The sequence below is a fragment of the Thioalkalivibrio thiocyanodenitrificans ARhD 1 genome (assembly GCF_000378965.1).
Lineage (GTDB): Bacteria > Pseudomonadota > Gammaproteobacteria > Ectothiorhodospirales > Ectothiorhodospiraceae > Thioalkalivibrio_A > Thioalkalivibrio_A thiocyanodenitrificans.
This window is the reverse complement of sequence record NZ_KB900536.1, coordinates 514,229-538,534: the sequence shown is the minus strand read 5'-3', so window position 1 is coordinate 538,534 and position 24,306 is coordinate 514,229. Positions and strand designations below refer to the sequence as shown.

The following is a 24,306-nucleotide window of genomic DNA, read 5'->3' as shown; positions in this document are numbered from 1 at the left end:
CGCGGCTTCGTGGCCGCATCCTGCTCTCCCGGGTCGGGAAGCGAACATGCGATGTTGCCCCATCGGGACAGCCCGTGACCCGTGAATCTCTGGAACGCCACCAGATCTGGATCTACCTGGGTGCCATCGCAGGGGGGCTTGGCGCCGGCGCGATGACCCCCGGTGTCATGGAGGACGCCGACCGGCTGCTGTGGCCCGTGCTGGGTTTGCTGCTATTCACCACGTTCACCCGGATTCCAATGCGGGCCCTGGGCAAGGCCGCCGGGGACCTCCGTTTCAATGCCACCCTGCTGGGCGGCAACTTTGTCCTGGTTCCCGCCATGGTCTGGGTGCTGGTGCAGACACTGCCCGACGACCCCGTGATCCGGGTGGCCGTGGCGGCGGTGCTCCTGGTGCCCTGCACGGACTGGTTCATCACCTTCACGCACCTGGGCGGCGGCGATGGCGCCCGTGCCATTGCCGCCTCGCCCCTCCTCTTGCTGGCCCAGTTGCTGCTCTTGCCGGTCTACCTGGTGATGTTTTTCGAAGGGGGTCGGATGATCGAGGCGGGCCTGGAGATACGGCGGATCCTCGGCGCGTTTGTGGGCCTGGTGGTCATCCCGCTGATCATGGCGGGCCTGCTGCAGTACTGGACAGGCCGCCACCCGCGGCGCAGCGAGGTGCTGGAAGGGCTTGCATGGCTTCCCGTACCGCTGCTGAGCGTGGTGGTGTTCCTCGTGGCAGTCACCCAGGTCCAGGTGGTGATCCACTGGCTGCCGGCCATGGGTCATGTGACGGCGGTATTCATCGCGTATCTGGTGGTTGCGGCGCTGGCAGGTCGCCTGCTGACCCGCATGGCGAACTTGCCCACCAGTGCCGGACGCACACTGGTGTTCAGTCTGGGCACGCGCAACTCCTTCGTGGTGCTTCCGCTGGCCCTCGCCCTGCCCGTCGGCTGGGAGGCCGCCGTGGTGGTGATCGTGCTCCAGACCCTGGTGGAACTGCTGGGCATGTCCGCCTACCTGCGCTGGGTCCCAGGTTGGCTGCTGCCGGACAGGCCGCGTACCCCGTAGATCCAGCCGGACCATGCCCGGTGCGGGCGGCCAGGCGAAGCGCGGTGGACACGACGGTATGCGGACGCCAGGACACTAGGAACCGGTCAGGCGGTCCGCGCAGAGCGTGTTGATATACGCACCGAAATCATCCCGGAGCTCCGGGTGCTTCAGGGCATATTCCACCGTTGCCTGCAGATAGCCCAGCTTGCTGCCGCAGTCGTAGCGCTTGCCCTTGAAACGATGGGCGAGGACCTGCTCCTCCTTCAGCAGCGCGGCGATGGCATCGGTGAGCTGGATCTCGCCGCCGGCACCCTTGCTCGTCGTCTCAAGCAGATCGAAGATCCGGGGGGTGAGGATGTAACGGCCCACCACCGCCATGTTGGACGGGGCATCCCTGGGATCGGGCTTCTCGACAATGGCCTTGACGGCCCAGAGATCCGGTTCGATGTCTTCCGGGGTCACCACGCCGTACTTGTGAGTCTCGTCGGGAGGCACCTCTTCCACGCCCAGTACGCTGCACCCGAACCGGTCGTAGATATCCACCATCTGTTTCAGGGCACCGCCACTGCCCTGGCCATCCACCAGATCATCCGCCAGGATCACCGCGAACGGGTCATCCCCCACAACCGGGCGGGCACAGCCCACCGCGTGACCCAGCCCCAGCGCCTCCGCCTGGCGGATGTATACGCAGGAAACATGCGCCGGAAGGATCCCTCGCACCAGATCGAGCACCTTCTCCTTGCCCCGCTGCTCCATTTCGGTTTCCAGCTCGTAGGCCTTGTCGAAATGGTCCGTGATGGAACGCTTGGTCCGGCCGGTGATGAACACCAGCACGTCGATCCCCGCGGCCACTGCTTCTTCCGCCGCATACTGTATCAAGGGCTTGTCCACTACCGGGAGCATCTCCTTGGGGCTGGCCTTGGTGGCGGGCAGGAAACGGGTCCCCATACCGGCGACCGGGAATACGGCTTTGCGAATCTTCTTGTGCATGATGAATGTGCAGCATCGCCCGTTGAGAACACCCTAACCATAGCACAACGGCCCCGCAGTGAGCGGGGCCGTTGTCTCCCGGAACCGGGGGAATCCCGTCCGGGTTTGCATCACTCCAGGGCGATGCGGTCGACGTTCTCTTCGATGGTCTTTTCCCCGATTCCACGCACCTGCATCAGTTCATGCAGGGAGCGGAACGGCCCGTTGGATTCCCGATGGGCGATGATCGCCTCGGCCCGGCTTGGGCCGATGCCTTTCAACGACGTCAGTGCCTCCACGTCAGCCGTATTCACGTTCACGGGGTCCGCGGAACCGGCCATGGCCGGCACGGAGAACAAGAGGGACAAAACGATGAGTACTGCGGACAGATATTTCATGACCTATGCCTCCCTTATGGGGTTTCCTTGGCGTTCCATGGTCGTCGCACCGGCCTGATCCTCACATCCGTGACGGGCCGGGGACGCAGAAAGACTACCAAAAGTCAAATGGAATGCAAACCCGCCCCGCCGATCTCCTCGTTCATGGCTGCCAGCACGGCCATGGGATCCTCGGCTTTGGTGATGGGACGACCCACCACCAGGTAGCTCGCGCCGTTCCTCACGGCTTCGCCCGGGGTCATGACCCGCCGCTGGTCGTCCTGGACGGCACTTCGAGGCCGGATACCGGGGGTCACCAACAGGAACTCCTCGCCGTAACGACGCCTGAGCATCTGGGCCTCGTTGGCGGAACACACGACGCCGTCGAGCCCGCTGGCATGAGCCAGTCCCGCCAGCGCCTCCGCCAGCCGGCCCACGTCCTTGGAACAGCCCAGTTCATCCAGGTCCCGGTCATCCATGGAGGTCAGCACGGTCACCGCGATGAGGCGGGGTTGATGACGCTCCCCGTTGATCGCCTCGCGGGCCGCGTCGAGCATCCGCCCGCCGCCCGCGGCATGCACGTTGACCATCCACACCCCCAGGCGCGCGGCCGCACGGCAGGCGGAAGCCACCGTGTTGGGGATGTCATGGAACTTGAGATCGAGGAATACCTCGAAGCCGAGCTGTTGAAGCCGCTCCACCAGGGCCGGTCCGGAACTGACAAACAGCTCGAAGCCCACCTTGAGCCGGCAGGCACCCGGATCCAGGTCCCTCACGAACGACAGCGCGCCATTCCCATCCGGGAAATCCAGGGCAACGATGATCTTCGGTTCCGGCACGGCATCAGACATGGGTAGTTCCTGTTCAGCGGCTCAAGGTGGTCTGCGGTCGTTCCGTATGCAGTTCACGGGGCTTGATGGTGCTCCATTGGTGGCACCCCGGGCAATGCCAAAGGTGTGCGCGCAGGCTGAACCCGCAATTCACGCACTGATGGATGGGCCGTTGCTGCAGGTGATTGTCGATTACCTGGGACGCGCGATTGAGAACCTCCGCCGCTTGCGCATCCGTCACCCGACCGGACCATGACCGCAGAAAAACCTCCAGGACCGGCAACGCGACATTGTCGCGTGTCAGCGCCTGATTCAGCAGGTCATCCATTTCCGCCTGCCGGCCCTGGTCGCGAAGGGTATCCAGCCGGGCCAGCAGGGTAGCCAGCGAACCGTCCTGCTCACGGAGCTGCGCCAGGAAGCGTTCGTACCCGGGCACATCGTTGAGGCGCATGTACACGCCCCGTACACGATCCAGAACCAGGGAAGCAAAGTCCGGATGCTGGTTCGCCACGTGGCCGTAATGCTTGAGGGCGCCCTTATCGTCGCCTTCCTTCACCGCGAGATCACCCAGAAGGATACTGGCCCGCACGGAATCCCTTTCGTTGGCCAGCGCGCGGCGTGCGTTCTGGGCAGCTTTCACGGGATCCCCGGAACGAGCCGCCTGCTCGCCAAGCTCACAGTAGTAATGGGCGATTCGGGTGCTTTGAGGTTCACGGGTGTGGCCTCTCAGGCGTTCAGCGGCCCAGATGGCCCGCTCCCATTCCTTCTCCTGCTCGTAGAGATCCCGCAGGCGCGCATAACCCTCGGCACTCTGAAAACCGGTATTGATGAGCTCCCGGAACAGACCCTCCGCCCGGTCGAGCACGCCCGCCCGCATGTAGTCGCGGCCCAGTTCCATGAGCGCATTGGCACGTTGACGGGGTTCCAGATTAGGTCGTGCGATGAGATTCTGATGAATACGAATGGCGCGATCCACTTCTCCGCGCCGGCGGAACAGGCTGCCCAGGATGAGATGGGTCTCCACCGTGTCCGCATCCACGTCCACCATCTCGATGAACACTTCCAGGGCACGGTCCGACTGCTCGTTGAGCAGAAAGTTCAGACCCTTGATGTAGTCTTCCGACAGCGTGCCACGGGATGTGCGCCGAGGCTTCCTGCCGCTTCGGCGGGCGGCGATCCAGCCCGAGGCGGCTGCTATGGGAAGAAGCAGCCAGAGCAACTCGGTCATGGTCAATAATGATCCTTGATGGGAATTCTGCGGAGTTTGGAAAGCTCGTCTTCAGCGAGTCGAACGCGCTTGTGGAGCTGCCGGTTGTCGCGTATGTGGCGCAGCATCAACCCCACACAGGCGAACGCCCCCATGATCGCGCCGATCAGAAGACTGGAGAAGATCACCACGGACAGCGGTATGTCCAGGTGTACCGCATACAGATTGAGGGATACGGAGCCCGAATTTAGCAACGTGAAACTGGCCCCGGTCAGGACTGCCAGAATCACAACGATCAACATGATCAGCTTACGCAATGCGGTGACCTCATCCTGCCGCGGGGAACCAGTCAGGCCTGAGCGGCCGGTTCACGGGTGTTGACCCGCTCGCGGAGCTCCTTGCCGGGCTTGAAGTGAGGCACGTACTTGCCCGGCAGGGAAACGGTCTCGCCGGTCTTGGGATTGCGCCCCACCCGAGGCGGCCGGAAATGGAGGGAAAAACTGCCGAAGCCCCGTATCTCGATACGATCCCCGGTGGCCAGCGCCTGGCTCATATGCTCAAGCATGGTCTTGACGGAAAGCTCCACATCCTTGTAGGCCAGATGGCTCTGCTTTCTGGCAAGTACATCGATCAGTTCCGACTTGGTCATGACAGCAGCTCCAAATGGCTCCGATGCAAAACCGCGTGCCTTCACGAGGCCAGGCAGATCCGGTGCGGCGACCCGATCAGCATCACATCGCAGCCTGACTGACAGAAACCGGCCGCGCACACGGCGCGGCCGATCGTACCGGTCTTACTTGTCCTGCTTGCCGCCCATCTGCTCCTTGAGCAGATCCCCGAGCGAAGTCGTGGCAGTGCCGGCACCACTGTAATCCTGCAATGCCTCGGCCTCTTCCTCATAGTCCTTGGCCTTGATGGACAGAGTCACCGTGCGGTTCTTGCGATCCACGCCCATGAACTTGGCCTCGACCTTGTCACCCACGTTCAGAACGCTACGGGCGTCCTCGACGCGGTCACGGGACAGCTCGGAAGCGCGCAGCACGCCATCGACGCTGTCGGCGAGCTCCACGATCGCGGCCTTGGCGTCCACTTCCTTGACCACGCCCGTGACGATGGTGCCCTTGGCGTGTTCGGCCACGAAGTTGGAGAAGGGATCCTTGTCCAGCTGTTTGATGCCCAGCGAGATGCGTTCGCGCTCCGGATCCACGGACAGCACCACGGCCTCGATCTCATCGCCCTTCTTGTAGTTGCGCACGGCCTCCTCGCCTTCCATGTTCCAGGAAAGGTCGGACAGGTGCACCAGACCATCGATGCCGCCGTCCAGGCCCACGAAGATGCCGAAGTCGGTGATGGACTTGATGACACCGGAGACCTTCTCGCCGCGATTGTGGGTGGCGGCGAACTCGTCCCAGGGGTTGGCCTGGCACTGCTTCATGCCCAGGGAGATGCGGCGGCGTTCCTCGTCGATATCGAGGATCATCACCTCCACCTCGTCGCCCACGGCGACCATCTTGTTGGGCGCCACGTTCTTGTTGGTCCAGTCCATCTCAGAGACGTGCACCAGACCTTCCACACCGTCCTCGATCTCCACGAAGCAGCCGTAATCGGTGATGTTGGTGACCTTGCCGAACAGACGGGCACCCACCGGGTAACGGCGGGTGATGTTCTCCCAGGGATCGTCGCCCAGTTGCTTCAGGCCCAGGGAGACGCGGTTGCGCTCGCGATCGAACTTGAGCACCTTGACCTCGATCTCCTGACCGATATCCACCACTTCGGAGGGGTGCTTGACGCGCTTCCAGGCCATGTCGGTGATATGCAGCAGGCCGTCGATGCCACCCAGGTCCAGGAACGCACCGTAATCGGTGAGGTTCTTGACGATGCCCTTGAGCACCAGACCTTCCTGCAGGTTCTCCAGCAGGGCCTCGCGTTCGGCGCTGTACTCCTTCTCCACCACCGCACGGCGGGACACCACCACGTTGTTGCGGCGCTGGTCCAGCTTGATGAGTTTGAATTCCAGTTCCTTGCCTTCCAGGTACGCGGTGTCGCGCACGGGGCGCACATCCACCAGCGAGCCGGGCAGGAAGGCCCGGATATCGCCCAGTTCCACGGTGAAACCGCCCTTGACCTTTCCGGAGATCATGCCGGAGATGGTCTCGTCGTTCTCCATGGCGGATTCCAGACGTTCCCATGCCTTGGCGCGCTTGGCCTTCTCCCGCGACAGACGTGTCTCACCGAAGCCGTCCTCCGGACTCTCCAGTGCCACCTCCACCACGTCGCCCACCTTGACTTCCATTTCCCCCTTCTCGTTGAGGAACTGGTCGGCGGGGACGACACCCTCGGACTTGAGTCCGGCGTTGATCACCACGACGTCGGGCGTCACGTTGATCACGGTGCCGTTGATGATGCTGCCTGGCTTCATCTGCGTGAAGGCCATGCTCTCTTCGAACAGTTGCGCGAAACTTTCACTCATGAGTTGTCTGGACCTGAAATTGGGCTTGACGGGTTCCGTTCACAAGCCGGTTGATTGATGAATGTCATGGCCGCGGGCAATCCTGCCCGGACCTTAGTCGGTTAAACCCCGTTCCCGGGCCAGCCGCAACACCTCTTCAAGTACCGATTCGATGCCCATGTGGGTGGAATCCAGCACCACGGCGTCATCGGCCGGCTTCAACGGTGCAACGCTCCGCTCGGCATCCCGGCGGTCGCGTTCAGCAAGCTCTTCCGAAAGGGCGAGAAGATTAGCACTAAGTCCTTGTTCTTTCAACTGCTTATATCGACGCCTGGCGCGTTCCTCGCAGGATGCCGTCAGAAAGACCTTGAGCGGCGCCTCCGTGAACACCACCGTACCCATATCCCGACCGTCCGCCACGAGCCCGGGGGGCTGCCGAAAGCCCCGCTGGCGCTCCAGCAGGGCATCGCGCACGGACTGGTGAGCCGCCACCCGGGAGGCGGCATTGCCCGCCTGCTCGGTGCGAAGTTCGGCACCCACCGGTGCCCCGTCCAGCAGGATCACGGGATCCCCCGCATCATCCGCCTGAAAGCGGGCATCCAGGCCGGCAGCGAGACCCCTCAGGGCATCCACATCATCCAGGTCCATGTCCCGGCGCAGGGCTGCCAGTGCCACCAGCCGGTACATGGCGCCGCTGTCCAGCCAGTGCCAGCCCAGGCGTTCCGCCACCAGCCGGCTCACGGTCCCCTTGCCGGAGCCGCTGGGGCCATCCACCGTGATCACCGGGGCGTTCATGCCGGATCCCCCTGTGTGATCCCGAGCCCTGCCGCCGCCGCCAGTTCGACGAATCCAGGAAACGACGTGTTCACGTTGGCGCAGTCACGAATATGCATGGGACCCTCGGCACGCAGGGCGGCCATGGCAAAACTCATGGCAATGCGGTGATCCCCATGGCTGTCCACGGTGGCGCCCCGCAACCGCCCGCCCCGGATGCGAATACCGTCTGGGGTGGGTTCCGCCTCGATGCCGCAGGCGTCGAGACCGTCCGCCATCACCTGGATGCGATCGCTCTCCTTCACCCGCAGTTCTTCGGCACCGGTGAGCACCGTTTCGCCTTCCGCGCAGGCGGCGGCAATGAACAGCGCGGGAAACTCGTCGATGGCCAGGGGCACCAGCTCCACGGGGATGCGCACCCCCCGAAGCGGCGCGCCGCCGATCACCCGCAGATCGGCCACCGGTTCACCCCCCGCCTCTCGCGGATTCTCCACATGGATCTCCGCCCCCATGAGCCGCAGGATGTCGACCACCCCCACCCGGGTGGGATTCATGCCCACGTGCTCCAGGGTGATCGCCGATCCCGGGGAGATGCAGGCGCCCACCAGGAAGAACGCCGCCGAGGAAATGTCCGCCGGGACATCGATGCCGGTGGCGGTGAGCGTTCCGCCCCCCTGGATACACACCGTGCTGCCTTCCCGGTTCACCGGATAGCCGAACCCCGTGAGCATGCGCTCCGTGTGATCGCGCGTCGGCGCCGGTTCCGTCACACAGGTGGTCCCACGGGCGTACAGCCCCGCCAGCAGGAGGCTAGACTTCACCTGCGCGCTGGCGACGGGCATGGTGAAGCCAATACCCTGAAGTGTCCGTCCGCCGCGGATGTGCAGCGGCGGGGTGCCGTTCCCGCTGGTCTCGATGTGCGCACCCATGGCTGCCAGCGGTTCCGTGACCCGCCGCATGGGCCGGCGGGTCAGGGAGGCATCGCCCACCAGGGTGGTGTCGAAGGCCTGGCCGGACAACAGCCCCGCCATCAGACGCATGGAGGTTCCCGAGTTGCCCACATCCAGAGGCCCGGCCGGCGCCTTGAGTCCGTGCAGACCGACACCCCGGATGGCCACCCGACCCGCCTCCGGACCGTCGATCTCCACCCCCATGGCCCGGAATGCCGCGAGCGTGGCCATGCAGTCCTCGCCGTTGAGAAACCCGGTCACCTCCGTCGTCCCCTCCGCCAGGGCCCCCAGCATGATTGATCGATGGGAGATCGACTTGTCCCCCGGCACCCGGATTCGCCCGGTCAGTTTCCCGCCGGACTGTACGTCGAAAGAGATTTTCTGTGCTTGTAACATTGGCTATCGATTTCCGAGAACTGAAACTGAATCTCCGCCGACACGCGGAGACGCAGCGAAACAGAAATTCATGATCCTGAAGTGGAGGCGCGGCAACGTGCCATCCTCGCATCGACACTTCCCTTTTTGAGCCATCTTCGAGCCTGAACGTCGCTGCGTCGTCCTCAAGTGCGTGGTCAATGGCAGAATCGGTCACGGGCCGCCTTGGCGCGGCGGAAGATCTCCAGGAGTTGATCGCCGTCGCCGTGCTTCACGGCCTCGGTGATGCCGTCCAGGTCCTCGCGGTAGTGTTTCATGACCTCGAGGATGGCCTCGCTGTTGGCAAGACAGATGTCACGCCACATGACCGGATCACTGGACGCGATGCGGGTGAAATCACGGAAACCACCTGCGGCGTAACGGAAGATCTCCTCGCGTTCGCCCATGCGCGCAAGACTGTCCACGAGGCCGAACGCCAGCAGATGGGGCAGGTGGCTGGTGGCCGCCAGTACCTCGTCGTGATGGGTCACCGACATCTCCTCCACCACCGCACCGGCCGCCTGCCACATGGCACGCACCTTTTCGAGGGCATCCTTGCGGGTTGTCTCGAGCGGCGTAAGTATCACCCGCCGGTCCTGAAAGAGTTCCGGGAACGCGGCATCCACCCCGCTCTGCTCGGTGCCGGCGATGGGATGACCCGGGACGAAGCCGGACGGCGCAACTCCGAAAGCGGCACTCACCGCATGCACCACACTCGCCTTGGCGCTGCCCACGTCGGTGAGCACCGCATCGGCCGGCAACGCATCGCGGATGCTGGTGCATACCGGTCCCATGGCTCCCAGCGGCACCGCCAGCAGGACCATGTCGGCATCCCTGATCGCCTCCACGGCATCCAGGCTGTAACTGTCGATCACGCCCCGCTCCACTGCCCGCGCCAGATGCTGTTCGGAACGGGAACAACCCACCACCTGGCGGCAATGACCGCCCCGGCGCAATGCCAGGGCCAGGGAGCCGCCGATCAGGCCCACGCCAAAGATGCAGAGTTTGCGAATCAAGAGGCCAGCACCTTGTCCAGAGCGTCGATGAAACGCCGGTTCTCATGCTCCCGGCCCACCGTGACGCGCAGATGGTTGGGAAGACCGTACCCGGCAATGGGCCGCACGATCACCCCTTGCCGCAACAGGGCCTCATAGACCGGTGCCGCCTCGCGCCCCACGTCGATGGACAGGAAATTACCCACTGACGGTATGAAACCGAGTCCCCGTTGCCCGCAGGCGGCGGTCAGTTGGCGCAGGCCTTCACGGTTGACCTGTACGCTCCGGCGCACGTGATCCGCGTCGTCCAGAGCCGCGAGCGCGGCCGCCTGGGCGAGGCTGTTGGTGTTGAAGGGCTGACGCACTCGGTTGAGGATATCGGCCACGGCCTCGCCGGATACCCCGTACCCGATGCGCAGTCCGGCAAGCCCGTGGATCTTCGAGAACGTGCGGGTGACGATCAGGTTGGGGAACGCATCGAGCCAGCGGGTGGCATCCGGGTAACCGTCGACCTCCGCATACTCGAAATACGCCTCGTCCATGACCGCCAGGGTATCCTCCGGCACGCGTTTCAGGAATGCGTGCACCGAGGCCTCGTCCAGCCACGTGCCGGTGGGATTATTGGGATTGGCCACGAAAACCACTCGGGTATCCCCGTCGATGAGCGCTGCCATGGCGTCCAGATCATGGCCCCAGGGCAAGACGTGATCCGGCCCGTTGGCCACCGCCACCCGCGCCTCGGCGCCCACTGCCTGAACCACGATCGGGTACACCGCAAAGGCGTGTGCGCTGAACACCGCGTTGCGCCCCGGAGCCAGGAAGGCGCGCGCAATCAGTTCAAGGATCTCATTGGAGCCGTTGCCCAGCGTGATACGCGTGGCGTCCACGTTCAGGTATTCGGCCAGGCGCCGCTTGAGGGCGAAACCGTTACCGTCCGGGTAGAGAGCGACGCCGGACAACTGCGCCCGTGCCGCGTCCAGCGCACGGACCCCGGGGCCCAGTGGGTTCTCGTTGGAGGCAAGCTTGACGCTCTCGCGAATCCCCAGCTCCCGCTCCAGCTCGTCGATGGGCTTGCCGGGCTGGTACGGTGTCAGATTCTGCACCCCGGCCAGCGCCAGGGCCCGATAATCACAAATCATGGAACTTGTCCGTTGTCAGTGGTCCGTCGCGGTGATCCGGTCTTTACAACTGACGACCAACCACTGACAACGGACGGCTCTTAAAGTACCGCGCGCGGATAGGAACCCAGGACCTTGACCAGGTCCGCCTCCTTGCGGACTGCCTCGATGGCCTTGCTCACTTTGTCGTCGTCCTCGTGGCCTTCCACGTCAATGAAGAACACGTAGTCCCAGTTCACGCAATGGGACGGACGGGATTCGATGCGCGTCAGGCTGACGTCAGCGCGGGCAAAGGGTTCCAGCAGACGGAACAGCGACCCCGGGCGGTTGCTCGTGGAAAGCAGCAGGGAGGTCTTGTCGTGGCCGGACGGGCCGCTGGCACTCCGGCCGATCACCAGAAACCGGGTGGTGTTGTCCGGGGAATCCTCGATATTGGCATTGATCGTGTGCAGACCATAGCGCTCCGCGGCCGCCTCGCTGGCGATGGCCGCGACGCCCTTCTCCTCCGCCGCACGCCTGGCTGCGGCCGCGTTGCTGCTCACCGGAATCCGCTCGGCCTGGGGGAGGTTCGCGTCCAGCCACTCGCGGCACTGGGCCAGGGACTGCTGGTGCGAATACACCCGCTCGATCCGGCCGCGCTCCATGGGTTCGGCAGCCAGCAGCTGATGATGGATGCGAAGGGCCACCTCCCCGCAGATGCTCAGCGGCGACTGCATGAACCGGTCCAGCGTGTGGGTCACAACACCTTCCGCGGAATTCTCCACAGGCACCACCCCGTAGTGTGCGGCGCCGGACTCCACCTCGCGAAAGACCTCGTCGATGGCTCCGAGTGGCACGGTGGTCACCGAATGGCCGAAGTGCTTGAGTGCCGCGGCCTGGGTGAATGTGCCTTCCGGCCCGAGAAAGGCCACCTTGAGGGGCTCTTCGAGGGCCAGGCAGGCGGACATGATCTCCCGGAAAAGCCTGCCCATCTCCTCATCATCCAGCGGGCCTGGATTCATCTCCTGAATACGGCGCAGGATCCGAGCCTCCCGATCCGGTCGATAGAACTCGGCCCGGGGATCCCCGGCGCGCTTGACCCGGGCCACCGCCTGGGCACAACGGGCCCGCTCGCTGATGAGCTTCACCAACCGCTCATCCAGGGCATCGATACGCGCCCGGATGGTTTCCAGTGAATCCTGCTCGCTCATGAGTCTCTACAACACCCGCACGCGCAATACGCCGTCGACGGCATTCAGCTCCCTTGCCGCATCTTCGGTGATCTCGCCCTCCACGTCCATGATGCTGTATGCGATGCTGCCCCGTGACTCGTTCACCATATGCACGATGTTCAGTCCGGCCTTGCCCAGAATATGGGACATCTGCCCCACCATGTCCGGCATGTTGCGATTGACCACCGTCACGCGCAGATCCCCCGCACGGGGCAGATAGACTTCCGGCAGGTTGACGGAATTGCGCACGTTGCCGTTCTCCAGATACTCGCGCAACTGCTCGGCCACGATCACGGCGCAGTTCTCCTCCGCTTCCCGGGTGGAGGCACCCAGGTGCGGCAGCGCCACCACCCCGGGATGGGTCATCAGCCCGGGCGTGGGGAAGTCGCACACGTAGGCATGGAGCCGGCCTGTATCCAGTGCGCGGCAGGCGGCCTCGTCGTCGACGATGCCCGGCCGGGCAAAGTTGAGCAGTACCGCCCCCGGCTTCATGCGCTCCAGGCGATCCGCGTTGATCATGTTGCGGGTGGCATCAACCAGGGGCACGTGGAACGTCACGAAATCGGCCCGGGACAGCAGATCGTCCACATTGGAGGCGTGCTGCACTTCGGATGAGAGCTGCCAGGCGCGCCGCACCGTAATCTTCGGATCATAGCCGATCACCTGCATGCCCAGTGCCCGGGCGGCATTGGCGATCTGTACGCCGATGGCACCAAGCCCGATCACGCCCAGGGTGCGCCCAGGCAACTCGAAACCGACGAACTTCTTCTTGCCGGCCTCCACCTGCTGCTCGAGATCCGCGGCCGACGCATCCAGACCACGGGTGTAGTCCCAGGCGCCGCACAGATTGCGCGCAGCGATCAGCATACCCGCCACCACCAGTTCCTTGACCGCGTTGGCATTCGCCCCCGGCGCATTGAATACCGCCACACCCCGCTCACTCAGGTCCTCCACCGGGATGTTGTTCACACCGGCACCGGCCCGTCCCACGGCCTTGAGTTCATCGGGCAGTTTCATCGAATGCATATTGTGGGAACGCACCAGGATTGCGTCCGGGTGGGTCAGCTCTGATGCGATCTCGTAATGGTCCCGGGGGAAACAGTCGAGCCCCTTCACGGAGATGTTGTTCAGGGTCAGAATCTTGTACATGGTCAGTGCGCCTTGAAATTCTTGTTGGCCACAGAGGTCACAGAGAAAGGAACATTAACCGATTTACATTGCGCCTTTGCGGCCCTGTGAGAGAAATGCTCCCTCCAGCCTGGGAACAGGGCTGCCGCCAAGGCGCAAAGAAGAAGACCGTCAATGCTTCGTTCTCTGTGACCTCTGTGGCAGAAATTCCTTAACCTTTACGTTGTTCGAAATCCGCCATGAAGTCCACCAGCGCGCTCACGCCCGCCTCGGGCATGGCGTTGTAGATGCTGGCGCGCATGCCGCCCACGGAGCGATGGCCCTTGAGTGTGGTGAGGCCCAGCGCCGCGGCTTCCTTCAGAAACTCGCCATCCAGATCGGGATTGGCGAGGGTGAAGGGCACGTTCATCCACGAACGGCAGGCCGGATTCACGGGATTGGTGTAGAAATCGGAGCCGTCGATGGCGGCGTAGAGCTTCTCCGCCTTGCGCCGGTTGATCCCCGCCATGGCCTCGAGGCCGCCCATGCCCAGCAGCCACTTGAACACCAGCCCCGCCAGGTACCAGCCGTAGGTTGGCGGCGTGTTGTACATGGAGCCGCTTTCCGCGTGGGTCTTGTAGTCGAACATGGTGGGCGTGGACGGCACGACTTCCCCGATCAGGTCCTCGCGCACGATGGCGATAGTCAGCCCCGCCGGCCCGATATTCTTCTGAGCGCCTGCATAGATGACGCCGTAACGGGACACATCCACGGGACGCGACAGGATGGTTGAGGACATGTCCGCCACCAGGGGCACGTCACCCGTGTCCGGGATCCAGTGAAACTCCACTCCGCCGATGGTTTCGTTGGGGGTGTAGTGCAGGTAGGCGGCATCGTCCGTACGCTGCCACGACTCGAAGGCGGGGATGGCATTGAAACCACTGTCCTCACCCGTCGCCACCACATTCACGTCCGCGAACCTGCGGGCCTCGGCAATGGCCTTCCCGGACCAGGCTCCCGTGTTCACGTAATCGACGCGCGTTCTCCCGCGCAGCAGGTTCATGGGCACCATGGCGAACTGGGCCGACGCGCCGCCCTGCAGGAACAGGACCTTGTAGTCATCGGGGATACCCATCAGCACGCGCAGGTCGCGCTCGGCGGCCTCTGCGATGGACATGAAGGCCTTGCCCCGGTGACTCATCTCCATGACTGACATGCCGGTGCCGTTCCAGTCCAACATCTCGTCCCTGGCCTGCTCGAGCACCGGCTCGGGCAACATGGCGGGACCTGCACTGAAATTGAACACGCGTGTCATGGGGACCTCGATTTGTTGTTCACTGTGGTTTTCTGGAAATGCGTCAGATTTGCAGGGTTGCTGACCCAATGCAGGTTGGGGTGAATGCAGCGAACCTCAACCTGCGGGCTACGGGTATCAGGCCTCTTCGCCGCCGGTGTCCTCGACATCATCTCCGCCTTCCTCGTCTTCTTCGTCACCCTCACCGTTGAGGCCGGCCACCCGGGCCAGTTCCACGAGGTGCTCCTCATCGGAGAGACGAATCAGCCGTACGCCCTGGGTGTTGCGGCCCAGCACCGAGATGTCATCCACGGGGGTGCGAACGAGCGTCCCGCCATCGGTAATGAGCATCACCTCGTCGCCGTCGGCTACCAGCGTGGCACCCACAACAGCACCGTTGCGCCCCCCGGTCTGGATGGCGATCACACCCTGCCCGCCGCGTTTGTGCCCCGGGAAATCTCCCGGTGGCGTGCGCTTGCCGTAACCGTTCTCGGTGGCCACCAGCACCGTGCCCTCGTCCACGATGATGAGCGAGATCACCCGCTGGCCTTCCGTCATGCGCACACCGCGCACACCGCAGGCCGTACGTCCCATTGCACGCACGTCCTCCTCGTTGAAGCGGATGGCCTTTCCGGCGGAGGTGAGCAGCATCACGTCGCGGGTACCGTCGGTCACTGCCACGTCGACCAACTGATCGCCTTCGCGCAGATCCACGGCGATGATGCCGTTGCTGCGCGGGCGCGAAAAATCCACCAGCGGGGTCTTTTTCACCGTACCGGAGCTGGTGGCCATGAAGACATACAGGTCTTGCTGGTACTCCCGCACCGGCAGGATGGCGTTGATGCGCTCGCCCTCCTCCAGTGGCAGCAGGTTGACGATGGGTTTGCCCCGCGCGGCACGGCTGCCCTGGGGCAGTTCGTATACCTTGAGCCAGTACGCCTTCCCGCGGCTGGAGAAGCACAGGATGGTATCGTGGGTACTGCATACCACCAGACGGTCGATGAAATCCTCGTCCTTGAAGCTCGTGGCGGACTTGCCCCGCCCGCCACGCTTCTGAGCCCGGTAGGCACTGACCGGCTGATACTTGGCATAGCCGGCGTGAGAAAGCGTGACCACCACGTCTTCCTCGGTGATCAGGTCCTCGAGGGTCAGATCCATGCGGTTCTCGACGATCTCGGTGCGCCGTTCGTCGCCGAACTGCTCGCGCATCTCCATCAGTTCGTCCCGGATCACCTGCATCAGGCGATCCGGGCTGCCCAGGATGTCCAGCAGGTCGTCGATCTTCTCAAGCAGATCCTTGTACTCGGTGACCACCTTCTCCTGCTCGAGGCCTGTGAGGCGGTGCAGGCGCAGGTCGAGGATGGCCTGGGCCTGGGCGTCCGAAAGATGGTAGCCGTCCTCGTGGATGCCGAAGACGGCATCCAGATCCTCGGGTCGGGAGGTGGCGGCGCCGGCGCGGGTTAGCATCTCGTCCACCACGCCGGATCTCCAGGCCCGGCCCATCAGGCCGGCCTTGGCCTCTGCCGGGTTCGCCGAGCCCTTGATCAGGGCGATCACCTCGTCGATGTTGGCCAGCGCGACGGCCAGGCCTTCCAGCACGTGAGCGCGTTCGCGGGCCTTGCGCAGATCGTAGATGGTGCGCCGGGTGACCACCTCGCGGCGGTGGCGCAGGAAGGCCTCCAGCACCTGCTTGAGATCCAGCAGGCGGGGCTGGCCGTCCACCAGCGCCACCATGTTGATGCCGAATACGTTCTGCATCTGGGTGTGCTGGTAGAGATTATTGAGGATGACCTCCGGAACCTCGCCGCGCCTGAGCTCGATGACCATGCGCATGCCGTCCTTGTCGGACTCGTCGCGCAGCTCACTGATGCCCTCGAGCTTCTTCTCCTTGACCAGCTCGGCGATCTTCTCCAGCAGCCGCGCCTTGTTCACCTGATAGGGCAACTCGGTCACCACGATGCTCTGCCGGCCCGAACCTTCGTCCGTCTCCACGTGGGAGCGGGCACGCAGATAGATGCGTCCCCGACCCGTGTGGTAGGCCTCATGGATGCCGGTGGCCCCGTTGATCATCGCCGCGGTGGGGAAATCCGGGCCGGGCAGGTGCTCCATCAGACCCCTGATGCCGATATCCGGGTCTTCGATCAGGGCCACGCAGGCGTCCACGACCTCGCGCAGGTTGTGGGGCGGGATATTGGTGGCCATGCCCACGGCGATCCCGGCGGAACCGTTGATCAGCAGGTTGGGCAGGCGCGTGGGGAATACCGAGGGCTCGCTCTCCGAGCCGTCGTAGTTTTCGACAAAGTCCACCGTCTCCTTGTCGATGTCCGCCAGCAGCTGGTGCGCCAGCCTGGCCATGCGCACCTCCGTGTACCGCATGGCCGCCGGCGAGTCACCGTCCACGGAGCCGAAGTTGCCCTGGCCGTCCACCAGCATGTAGCGCATGGAGAAGGGCTGCGCCATGCGCACGATGGTGTCGTAGACGGCGGTGTCGCCGTGGGGATGGTACTTGCCGATCACATCACCCACCACGCGGGCAGACTTCTTGTAGGGCTTGTTCCAGTCGTTGCCCAACTCCTGCATGGCGTAGAGCACCCGGCGGTGCACGGGCTTGAGCCCGTCCCGGACGTCCGGCAGCGCCCGGCCTATGATCACGCTCATGGCGTAATCCAGGTAGGACTGGCGCATTTCATCTTCCAGATTGACGTGCAGGACTTCTTTGGCGAACTCGGCCATGCCGGGGAACACCCTCATCTATGGGGGATTGGCAAAAGGAAAATGATACCACGACCCCGGGGTCGGGGTCGATCGAGATCAGGGCGCAGGCGGGCTCTCAGGCGCTCTCATGAAGTGAGAAGTGAGAATCGGGAAGTGGGAAGAAACTTCAAAACCCCACCAGACCGTCTGTCTCGCGGTTTCGCACTTCCCAATTCTCACTTCTCACTTCATGAGGGCCGTCATTTTGGCCCGATCCGGCTTCTCCACCACCCCCTTCTCCGTGACGATGGCATCGATCAACTCCGCCGGGGTGACGTCAAAGGCCGGATTCCAGGCGCCGGCCCCTTCCGCCGCCACGGGCTGTCCGCCCAGGCTCAGGACTTCCGACGCATCGCGCTCCTCGATGGGGATGCCGGCGCCGTCGGGTGTCTCCATGTCGATGGTGGAAGTGGGGGCCACCACCATGAAACGCACGCCGTGGTGACGGGCCAGTACGGCCAGTGCATACGTGCCGATCTTGTTGGCGGTGTCACCATTGGCGGCGATCCGGTCGGCGCCCACCACCACCCAGCCCACGCGCCCAAGGCGCATGAGGCTGGCGGCGGCACCCTCGCAGACCAGATCCACCGGTATGCCGTCCTGCACCAGTTCCCAGGCGGTGAGCCGGGCGCCCTGCAGCCACGGGCGCGTTTCGTCGGCGTACACCTTGTCGATGTCCCCGGCAGCGAACGCGCTGCGTATGACGCCAAGGGCGGTGCCGTAACCGCCGGTCGCCAGGGAGCCCGTATTGCAATGGGTGAGCACGGCCCCGGCCGGCCCCATCAACGCCGCCCCCAGTGCACCCATACGCCGGTTGGCGGCCAGATCCTCCTCATGGATCCGGCGTGCTTCCGCCTCAAGGGCGGACGGCAGATCCGTGCCGTTTGCCTCGATGACCCGTCTCATCCGGTTCAGGGCCCAGAACAGGTTGACCGCCGTAGGGCGGGCCGCAGCCAGGCACTCCATATCCGGTTCGAGGGCCTTCAGCCAGTCGCTGGTGTCCGCGGGGGCGGCGCGGGCCGCCATGGCCACGCCGTAGGCCGCCGTGATGCCGATGGCCGGGGCTCCGCGCACCACCATGTCCCGGATGGCGGCGGCCGCCCCTGCCGCGTCCGGGATGTCCAGGTACACGCTCTCGCCGGGCAGCCGCCGCTGATCCAGCAGACGCAGGTGATCGCCGGTCCATTGCACGGCGCGCACGGTATCGTGGGTCTCTCGGTTCATGGGCGGCGATTGTACGCTTCGGCCCCACCCCTAGAAACCGTAACGCCCGGAAATTCGATGTTATATAAGTGGGGTGTACATCCATCTTCACCCGGAGCATGCCATGGAACCCGTGAGTTCGGCCGTCATCCTCAACGACTATCTCATCCCCTGGGCCATCAACATCGGCCTGGCCATCGGGATCCTGCTCATCGGCTTGTGGGTGGTCAAACTCGTCGTACGCATCTCCGACAGGTTGATGCAGCGCACCGGCATGGATCCCATGCTCACCCGCTTTCTCGCCTCGATCCTGCGCGCCCTGCTGAGTCTGGTGGTGGTGATCGCGGCCCTCGATCAACTGGGGGTGCATACCACGTCCCTGATCGCCGTGCTCGGTGCCGCCGGCCTGGCCATCGGCCTTGCCCTGCAGGGCTCCTTGGGAAATCTGGCCTCCGGGGTCATGATCATCCTGTTCAAGCCCTTCAAGGTGGGAGACTTCATCGAGGCGGCCGGCACCGCCGGCGTGGTGGAGCAGATCCGTATCTTCCAGACGGTGCTGCGCACGCCGGACAATCGTGAGATCACCGTGCCCAACGGGAAGATCAGCGACGGCATCATCGTCAACGTCACCGCCCGCGACACCCGGCGGGTGGACCTGGTGTTCGGCATCGGTTACGGCGACGATCTGGCCCGCGCCCGGGATCTGATCCTGGAGATCGTGGAGGCGGACGAACGCATCCTGAAAGACCCTGCGCCCGCCGTGGTGCTGGCCGACCTGGCCGACAGCAGCGTCAACATCGCAGTGCGCCCGTGGGTCAGCAGCGGTGACTTCTGGGCAGTACGCGCGGACCTGCTCGAGGGTATCAAGGCCGCCTTCGACCGAAACGGCATCAATATCCCCTATCCTCAGCGTGACGTGCATCTCTATCAGGTGAATTCGGGCTAGTGTCGTGTCCCACAAATAACTTGCCATTCAGCGCGACTGTGCGGGCGTGTGGCAAGGCACGCTTGCGCAGGAAGGGCCACCCCCTTTCAAGCAAGCGTAACACCGCCACACGCCCGCACAGCCGCGCCCGAAGGGAGCCCCGCAAAAGCGCCAATGCGGCGTTGCACACCTTGCCAAGGGCCTGCCATTGCCTGCGGTGTGCGCCTTGCCTTGGCGCTTTTGCGGGGCTCTGAATGGCAAGTTATTTGTGGGACGCGACACTAGTGTCGCGCCCCCACCCGACGTCCGCCGCGTTCGCACACCAACCAGTGAGTACAGCCCATGGAGTTCTTCGCCATTGCCCGGGTCCCCGCCTCCGCCGAGAGCCTTCAGCGGATTACAGCAGGCCGGCTCGCGGACCTTTGTCCGTCCATTGAACGCCTGCTGGCCGTGCATGACGACGACCGCGCCCGCGCGTGGACCGTGTGGGGCGAGTTCGACATTCTCCGCCATCGAATCAACGGGGGTGTGCGTTTCATGCTGCCCGACTGCGCCAATGCCCTCACCTGGACCCTGACCACCGGGTATCCGCCCGCCCCGGATGCGGTGGTGATTCATGCCACCATCAACCGGGCAGAGCAGGATCCGGATTTCGTGGAGACCATCCGGGAGTTTGTGGAGGAATGGAGGAAGGCGATCGAGCACGGGGCCGCGATCTGAGACGGGCCCGCTCGGAGCCCGCGACATTCGCGGCGCTGCGTGGACATCAGTCCAGCCACATGGCGCCCCGGCGCCGCTCCCGGTACCACGATCCGTCCACCGGATCCCGGCACATGCCGAAGACGAACGACGGCGGCAGCGCCGGCAGCTCGAAGCGCAGATCCTTGAACCAGGCGCATTCGCGTCCCCCCTCCTCTGCCACCTCGTGCAGGACGGGAATCCGGGCAAAGCGTCGGAAGTACCGGAACCCGTCCTGTCCCCACGCGAGCCGGGCCAGATCCGATTCCCCGGATCCCCGGCCGAACCGGGGCCGACGCTGCCATTGCGGTACCTGCATGTAATGGGTCGCCATGTCCCGAAACGGGTGTGGCAGGGGCATCCGTTCCGCCAGGCTGCGCCCGGGCAGCAACCGCACCCACGCCGTATGGACCGCCGCGTCATCACTCACGATCAGCACCCGGTGGCCCGGGGAGAAGGGCTGCGGCAGGGCCTCCCCGCGGGCCTCGGACAGACCCGCGTGCCGTGCGTAGGCCTCGGCAACCCCGACCGCCCGCATCTGGATGGCCCCCTGTACACCCACGTAGGCGAACAGCACGAGCAGCGCCGCCACCGATGCCGCACGCCCGCGGTCCGGGCGGCGCCACGCCACCAGCAGCCCGGCCGCGATAATCAGGGTGAAGTACGGATCCACCACATAGACCCACGACAGCGCCGGCCGCCAGTCCGAAAAGGGATAGAACAGCATGGTGCCGTAGGCGGTGATCAGATCCCCGGCGATATGGATGCCGATGCCCAGTGAGACCGGCGCGAAATACCCGCGCCAGCCAAGCCCCGAGAACCGCCCGAACATCCAGGCCAAGGCCATTGCCCACAGGGGCAGCAGCACCAACGAATGGGTCGCCCCCTGATGCACCTCGCTCAGGTACCAGAGGGTATCCACCGCGCGCATGGCGAAGTCGATGTCCGGGAAGGCGCCACCGGCGAATCCGGCCAGCATGCGACCGCCTGTGCCCGGGGTGCCCGGGGCGGTGCGGGCCGGCGTGGCCGCCCGCGCCAGCAGGGCGCCGCTCAGGGCATGGGTGAGGGTGTCCACCGGGCCGCGGGACGTCCGTCAGGATGCCGGTATGGAAGGCCCGGCTTCGCCCGCCGGCTCGTCCTCATCCTCGGACACCACCGGCCCGACGTGCCGCACGGAACGCTCCGGTGTGAACATGATGGCCGGCAGCCATTCCGCACCACGCAGCAGCCGGTCCAGCAGCCGGCGGGTGGCGGCCGAGTCGGTGGTATCGTCTTGCATCCAGTGAAAGAAGGTGGCCAGATAGATGCTGGTGAGCACCGTTTCCTCCAGCGCGCGGGTGAGAAACGCCGCATCGCGCCGGGCGCCCTCGCGGATCCACTGCACCGTGCGGCTCACCCGCAGCAGGCCCCGCACCTGCATGTGCACGTGTCCGGGTTCGAAACGGCCGTAGATCATCTCCCGGGTCATCCGCCGATGCGGCGCGAGGGCTTCCAGCCAGATCATGATCAGACGGTGCAGGCGTACCCGCGCCGGCAGCCCGGTGAACCCGGGTTCCGCGCTGGCCTTGAGCACGGCCGCATCGGCCCGGTCGAACCAGGCCTCGATGACGTCCTCCTTCTCCCTGAAATGCCGCCGCACGTCGTCGAGGCCCACGTCCAGGGATTGCGCCACGTCGAACAGGCGAACCTCCTCCCATGAACGTTCCTCGGCCAGTGCCACGGCAGCATCGACGATCTTCTCCCGCAGGTCGGGTTTCCTCGGCATGCTCGATCCTCCAAGCTGCTGCCCGGACGTCCGGCATTCCTCGTGCGGACACGCCGCGTCAGGTGCCGTACCCGTCCGCCATCGGGTTGACATGCTCATTCGCTGAGCGCAGAAAGGGGGCTGGAAATTCGCCCCGCTTGCCATGATCATAGCTTGCCCCTGCACCCTCACGGAGCGCAAACCGAACTTTCCGGAGCCGTTCACATGTCCACGCGAACGACACCCCTCACCGATGCCCTCCATGCATACCTGCTGGAGCATTCCCTGCGGGAACATCCCCTGCTGAAGCGGCTTCGCAAGGAAACCGCGTCGCTGCCCGAGTCCAACATGCAGATCGCCCCGGAACAGGGGCAGTTCATGCAACTGCTGATCAGGCTCGCTGGTGCCCGCCGCTGCCTGGAGATCGGCACATTCACCGGATACAGCAGTCTTGCCCTGGCGCTTGTGCTGCCCGCCGACGGCGAAATCGTCACCTGCGACCTGAGCGAGACGTACACCGCCGTGGCCCGGCGCTACTGGCGGGAAGCCGGCGTCGAGGCGCGCATTCAATTGAAACTCGGGCCCGCCGCCGACACACTCCGGACCCTGATCGAGGCGGGAGAGACCGGCCGCTTCGACTTCGCCTTCATCGACGCGGACAAGGCCGGCTACGCGACCTATTACGAGCTCTGCCTGCGCCTGCTGAGGACGGGGGGATTGATCGCGGTGGACAACACGCTGTGGGACGGCCGTGTCGCCGATCCGACCGTGGTCGATGAAGACACCCTCGCGATCCGCGAATTCAACCGCATGCTGCGGGACGATCCGCGTGTCGACATCAGTCTCGTGCCCGTAGGTGACGGGCTGACCCTGGCGCGGAAGCGGACATGACATCGCCCCGTCAGGCGGCCGGCCTGGCCCGGACCCGGGGCCCGCGGCACGGACACCCGTATCCGTGAAGGTCTGGCCCCTCGCCCTGGGCATCTATCTGCTGATGCTGCCCGTGACGGCCATGGTGCCGCTGCTCTACCAGTTGACCGAAGGCCGCTACCCGGGACTCTCGGATCTGGAACGTCACCTGTTCATGTCGGCAAACATGGCGGGCGCCCTGCTGTTCGCCCTGATGGCCGGGCTGCTCTCCGACCGGCTGGGCCGGCGCAAGGGCCTGATTGTCCCGGCACTGATGGTCAACGGCCTGGTCCTGCTGCTGATGACCTGGCACTGGCCCTATCCCGTCTACCTCGGACTGCGTTTCGTCGAAGGCTGCGCCCACATGACCGCCCTGAGCCTGGCCATGACGCTGGCGGCGGACGGCGCGCGCCGGGGCCGCGAAGGCGGCGCCATGGGGCTGGTAGGCGCCGCCATGAGCCTGGGCGTGGCCAGCGGTGCCGTACTGGGCGGTCAACTGGGGGCGGAGGTGCCCGAGCGGGTGTTTCTCTGGGGCGGTGCGCTGATGCTTGCACTGGCGCTGGGCAGTGCGCTGCTGATCCGCGACGCGCCCGCCACGCGGCCCCCCTTGCGCTTGCGGGCCCTGGTGGCCCTCACGCTGGAACGGCGCACGCTGCTGGTGCCGTACGCATTCACCTTCGTCGACCGCCTCACCGTGGGATTCATCATCTCCACCGTGTCACTCTATTTCGCCACCGTGCTGGGTTTCGAAGCCGCGCGCATCGGCCTGGTGATGGCCGCCTTCCTGCTGCCCTTCGCCGTGCTTACCTGGCCCGCCGGCCTGCTGTCCCAGCGTTGGGATCCGGCGGCGATGATGGCCAGCGGCAGTCTGCTGTACGGCGTTGTGCTGGCCGGCCTCGGCCTGGTCACCGAGCAGCTCGTACTCGCGTGGATGGCGCTTGGCGGCGTCGTGGCGGCACTCATGTTCGCGCCCTCCCTGGTGCTCGTGGCACGGCTTGCCGACCCCGCGCAGCGGGCCACGGCCATGGGCGGCTTCCACCTGGCCGGCTCCCTGGGTTTCATGCTCGGCCCCCTGGTGGGCGTGGGGGTGCTCACCGGCCTGCAGTCCCTGGGTCTGTCTCCCTATCCGGGGGTGTTTCTGGTGGTGGGATCACTGGAGGCGCTCTGCGTTCTGGTTTGCCTGCCCTGGCTGCTGCGCCTGCACCGCACCGCCGGCCTGCGGCAGGTCCCGGACAGCGGGCCGGATCGGCAGTGAATCCGAGGGGCGGGATGGTGGGTCAGGGCTCAAGGCACCGCAGCATCCT

At 64.9% G+C, this 24,306-nt stretch carries 22 protein-coding genes and 1 pseudogene; 5 read left to right on the top strand and 18 right to left on the bottom strand.

The features are described from left to right. Positions 1 to 74 precede the first annotated feature (74 nt). Positions 75 to 1,052, top strand: a complete 978-nt coding sequence (locus tag THITHI_RS0102475; RefSeq protein ID WP_018231490.1) for a hypothetical protein — start codon at positions 75 to 77, stop codon at positions 1,050 to 1,052. Between the two features lie 75 nt (positions 1,053 to 1,127). Here the strand turns inward: THITHI_RS0102475 and galU are convergent, their stop codons facing one another. From galU to mtnA, 16 genes and pseudogenes are all read right to left on the bottom strand, one after another. Then, a complete protein-coding gene (gene galU, locus THITHI_RS0102470; protein ID WP_018231489.1) occupies positions 1,128 to 2,024 on the bottom strand; it encodes a UTP--glucose-1-phosphate uridylyltransferase GalU in 897 nt (298 codons plus the stop codon). 110 nt (positions 2,025 to 2,134) lie between these two features. Continuing rightward, positions 2,135 to 2,401 (bottom strand): ComEA family DNA-binding protein, encoded by a 267-nt coding sequence (locus THITHI_RS0102465; RefSeq protein ID WP_018231488.1) that lies wholly within the window; start codon positions 2,399 to 2,401, stop codon positions 2,135 to 2,137. A gap of 104 nt (positions 2,402 to 2,505) precedes the next feature. Next, positions 2,506 to 3,231 (bottom strand): orotidine-5'-phosphate decarboxylase, encoded by a 726-nt coding sequence (gene pyrF / locus THITHI_RS0102460; RefSeq protein ID WP_018231487.1) that lies wholly within the window; start codon positions 3,229 to 3,231, stop codon positions 2,506 to 2,508. A gap of 13 nt (positions 3,232 to 3,244) precedes the next feature. Beyond that, positions 3,245 to 4,438, bottom strand: a complete 1,194-nt coding sequence (lapB, locus tag THITHI_RS0102455; RefSeq protein WP_018231486.1) for a lipopolysaccharide assembly protein LapB — start codon at positions 4,436 to 4,438, stop codon at positions 3,245 to 3,247. 2 nt (positions 4,439 to 4,440) lie between these two features. Beyond that, on the bottom strand, positions 4,441 to 4,734 hold the full coding sequence (locus tag THITHI_RS0102450; RefSeq protein ID WP_018231485.1) for a LapA family protein: 294 nt from the start codon (positions 4,732 to 4,734) through the stop codon (positions 4,441 to 4,443). Positions 4,735 to 4,766: 32 nt separating this feature from the next. Then, positions 4,767 to 5,066, bottom strand: a complete 300-nt coding sequence (locus tag THITHI_RS0102445; RefSeq protein WP_018231484.1) for an integration host factor subunit beta — start codon at positions 5,064 to 5,066, stop codon at positions 4,767 to 4,769. A gap of 144 nt (positions 5,067 to 5,210) precedes the next feature. Beyond that, positions 5,211 to 6,893: pseudogene (rpsA, locus tag THITHI_RS0102440) on the bottom strand (30S ribosomal protein S1); the annotation flags it as partial. A gap of 87 nt (positions 6,894 to 6,980) precedes the next feature. Next, positions 6,981 to 7,661 carry a (d)CMP kinase gene (gene cmk, locus THITHI_RS0102435; protein ID WP_018231482.1) on the bottom strand — a complete coding sequence of 227 codons (681 nt, stop codon included), beginning with the start codon at positions 7,659 to 7,661 and terminating at the stop codon, positions 6,981 to 6,983. Further along, entirely contained in the window at positions 7,658 to 8,986 is a 1,329-nt protein-coding gene (gene aroA / locus THITHI_RS0102430; protein ID WP_033336895.1) for a 3-phosphoshikimate 1-carboxyvinyltransferase, read from the bottom strand. The genes cmk and aroA overlap by 4 nt, the downstream gene beginning before the upstream one ends. A gap of 176 nt (positions 8,987 to 9,162) precedes the next feature. Then, positions 9,163 to 10,020 carry a prephenate dehydrogenase gene (locus THITHI_RS0102425; RefSeq protein WP_018231480.1) on the bottom strand — a complete coding sequence of 286 codons (858 nt, stop codon included), beginning with the start codon at positions 10,018 to 10,020 and terminating at the stop codon, positions 9,163 to 9,165. Next, positions 10,017 to 11,138, bottom strand: coding sequence for a histidinol-phosphate transaminase (gene hisC, locus THITHI_RS0102420; protein ID WP_018231479.1), 1,122 nt, complete (start codon positions 11,136 to 11,138; stop codon positions 10,017 to 10,019). The genes THITHI_RS0102425 and hisC overlap by 4 nt, the downstream gene beginning before the upstream one ends. Positions 11,139 to 11,218: 80 nt before the next feature. Then, positions 11,219 to 12,307: a prephenate dehydratase gene (gene pheA / locus THITHI_RS0102415; RefSeq protein WP_018231478.1), complete on the bottom strand. Its 1,089-nt coding sequence runs from the start codon at positions 12,305 to 12,307 to the stop codon at positions 11,219 to 11,221. Between the two features lie 6 nt (positions 12,308 to 12,313). Beyond that, entirely contained in the window at positions 12,314 to 13,477 is a 1,164-nt protein-coding gene (locus THITHI_RS0102410; protein ID WP_018231477.1) for a phosphoglycerate dehydrogenase, read from the bottom strand. A gap of 190 nt (positions 13,478 to 13,667) precedes the next feature. Next, positions 13,668 to 14,750, bottom strand: a complete 1,083-nt coding sequence (gene serC / locus THITHI_RS0102405) for a 3-phosphoserine/phosphohydroxythreonine transaminase (protein ID WP_018231476.1) — start codon at positions 14,748 to 14,750, stop codon at positions 13,668 to 13,670. 117 nt (positions 14,751 to 14,867) lie between these two features. After that, positions 14,868 to 17,462, bottom strand: a complete 2,595-nt coding sequence (gene gyrA / locus THITHI_RS0102400; protein ID WP_018231475.1) for a DNA gyrase subunit A — start codon at positions 17,460 to 17,462, stop codon at positions 14,868 to 14,870. A gap of 204 nt (positions 17,463 to 17,666) precedes the next feature. After that, positions 17,667 to 18,707 (bottom strand): S-methyl-5-thioribose-1-phosphate isomerase, encoded by a 1,041-nt coding sequence (gene mtnA / locus THITHI_RS0102395; protein WP_026185993.1) that lies wholly within the window; start codon positions 18,705 to 18,707, stop codon positions 17,667 to 17,669. A 103-nt stretch (positions 18,708 to 18,810) separates the two neighbouring features. Between mtnA and THITHI_RS0102390 the strand changes: the two genes are divergently transcribed. Both THITHI_RS0102390 and THITHI_RS0102385 read left to right on the top strand, forming a co-directional pair. Beyond that, positions 18,811 to 19,632: a mechanosensitive ion channel family protein gene (locus THITHI_RS0102390; RefSeq protein ID WP_026185992.1), complete on the top strand. Its 822-nt coding sequence runs from the start codon at positions 18,811 to 18,813 to the stop codon at positions 19,630 to 19,632. Between the two features lie 321 nt (positions 19,633 to 19,953). Then, positions 19,954 to 20,331: a hypothetical protein gene (locus tag THITHI_RS0102385; RefSeq protein ID WP_018231472.1), complete on the top strand. Its 378-nt coding sequence runs from the start codon at positions 19,954 to 19,956 to the stop codon at positions 20,329 to 20,331. Positions 20,332 to 20,377: 46 nt separating this feature from the next. On the opposite strand, the gene THITHI_RS0102380 is transcribed toward THITHI_RS0102385, so the two are convergent. Continuing rightward, the gene (locus THITHI_RS0102380) at positions 20,378 to 21,424 is read right to left on the bottom strand and encodes a metal-dependent hydrolase (RefSeq protein WP_018231471.1); all 1,047 of its coding nucleotides are present in this window, start codon (positions 21,422 to 21,424) and stop codon (positions 20,378 to 20,380) included. 18 nt (positions 21,425 to 21,442) lie between these two features. Further along, positions 21,443 to 22,114 (bottom strand): TetR/AcrR family transcriptional regulator, encoded by a 672-nt coding sequence (locus THITHI_RS0102375; protein ID WP_018231470.1) that lies wholly within the window; start codon positions 22,112 to 22,114, stop codon positions 21,443 to 21,445. 204 nt (positions 22,115 to 22,318) lie between these two features. Between THITHI_RS0102375 and THITHI_RS0102370 the strand changes: the two genes are divergently transcribed. Together THITHI_RS0102370 and THITHI_RS0102365 are read left to right on the top strand one after the other, a co-directional pair. After that, positions 22,319 to 22,984: a class I SAM-dependent methyltransferase gene (locus THITHI_RS0102370; protein ID WP_018231469.1), complete on the top strand. Its 666-nt coding sequence runs from the start codon at positions 22,319 to 22,321 to the stop codon at positions 22,982 to 22,984. 64 nt (positions 22,985 to 23,048) lie between these two features. Continuing rightward, positions 23,049 to 24,257, top strand: a complete 1,209-nt coding sequence (locus THITHI_RS0102365) for an MFS transporter (RefSeq protein WP_018231468.1) — start codon at positions 23,049 to 23,051, stop codon at positions 24,255 to 24,257. Positions 24,258 to 24,306 lie beyond the last annotated feature (49 nt).